At 73.6% G+C, this 1,527-nt stretch carries 1 protein-coding gene and 1 pseudogene; one reads left to right on the top strand and one right to left on the bottom strand.

The features are described from left to right. Nucleotides 1-754, top strand: a pseudogene (locus V7067_RS16350) (DNA mismatch repair protein MutL); the annotation flags it as partial. A gap of 62 nt (nt 755-816) precedes the next feature. Here the strand turns inward: V7067_RS16350 and rsmD are convergent. Then, nucleotides 817-1,371 (bottom strand): 16S rRNA (guanine(966)-N(2))-methyltransferase RsmD, encoded by a 555-nt coding sequence (rsmD, locus tag V7067_RS16345; RefSeq protein ID WP_334176957.1) that lies wholly within the window; start codon nt 1,369-1,371, stop codon nt 817-819. Between the last annotated feature and the right edge of the window lie 156 nt (nt 1,372-1,527).

Raw genomic sequence — 1,527 nt, 5'->3', positions numbered from 1 at the left:
CGCCGATATCGCGCCGGCCGGCCGGGCCGCGGCCGAGGCGGCGGGGTCGTTCGGCCGGGTTTCGGCGGCCGGGGCGGAGCAGGCCGATTTCGCGGCGGCCGGGTTCGGCGCGGTGCTGCGGCCTTCCGCCGATGCGCGCGCCGATGCCGCCGGGCTGCCGGAGGGCCGCGAGGCTTTTCCGCTCGGCGCGCCGCGTGCGCAGGTGCACGGCACCTACATCATCGCCCAGACCAGCGACGGCATCGTCATCGTCGACCAGCATGCGGCCCACGAGCGCCTTGTCTATGAGCGGCTGAAGGCCCAGCGCGCGGCCCATGGCGTGGAGCGGCAGATCCTGCTGGTGCCGGACATCGTCGATCTGCCGGCCGAGGACGTGGAACGGCTGGCGGCGCGGGCGGATGAACTGGAGAGCTTCGGGCTGGTGCTGGAGGCCTTCGGCCCCGGCGCGGTGGCGGTGCGCGAGGTGCCGGCGCTGATTGCGAAGGGAGGCGCGGCGGCGCTGGTGCGCGACCTTGCCGACGAGATCGCGGAATGGGACAGGGCCAGCGGCCTTGAGGAGCGTCTCAACCGCATCGCCGCCACCATGGCCTGTCACGGCTCGGTGCGTGCCGGCCGGCGCATGCGGGTGGAGGAAATGGATGCCCTGCTGCGCGAGATGGAGGCCACGCCGAATTCCGGCACCTGCAACCATGGCCGGCCGACCTTCATCGGTCTGACGCTGGCCGATATCGAGCGGCTGTTCGGACGGCGCTGAGGTGCGGCCGGTTCCGGCGCGGCTGTGCCGCGCCGGCCGCCGCAGAACGGCCGGAGAGGCCGTCAGGCGACGCGCAGGAACCAGAGCCTGGAGATGCCCGTCTCGCGCGTCTCGATCAGGTCGTAGCCCTCCGGCAGGGCGACGGCGGCTTCGGCGGCTTCCTCCAGCACGACGAGCGCGCCGGGCTTCAGCCAGCCGCCGGCCAGCAGGCTGGCGAGCGCCGCCTCGCCCAGACCCCTGTTGTAGGGCGGGTCGAGAAAGGCGAGGTCGAACGGCTGGTGGGTGCCGGCCGGCCCCAGCCGGGTGGCGTCGCGGCGATAGAGCCGCGTTTCGCCGGTCAGCTTCAGCGCTTCCACGTTGCGGCGGATGAGGGCGCGGGCTTCCGCCGCCTCTTCCACGAACAGCACATGGCGGGCGCCGCGCGACAGCGCTTCCAGCCCCAGAGCCCCGGTGCCGGCGAAGAGATCGATGACGCGTGCGTCATCGACCGGATCGCCGTAACCGTGGATCAGGATATTGAACAGGCTCTCGCGCAGGCGGTCGGCGGTCGGGCGGATATCCCGGCCGCTCGGGGTTGCAAGGGCCGCACCCTTGAAGCGTCCGGCGACGATGCGCATGGCGCCTCAGGCCCCGTCAGCCGCGCGGCGGACGGGGGCCGCGACGCGGGCCATCGCCCTGCGGCCGGTCGCCACGGGGCTTATCGCCGAACGGCCGGTCGCCACGCGGCTTGTCGAAGCGGCGCTCGCCGCCCTCGCCACGGTCGCGGAACGGCC

Source organism: Pseudoxanthobacter sp. (assembly GCF_036822375.1).
Lineage (GTDB): Bacteria > Pseudomonadota > Alphaproteobacteria > Rhizobiales > Segnochrobactraceae > Pseudoxanthobacter.
Note: the sequence above shows the minus strand (reverse complement) of the source record. Positions and strands in the feature narration are given on the sequence as shown.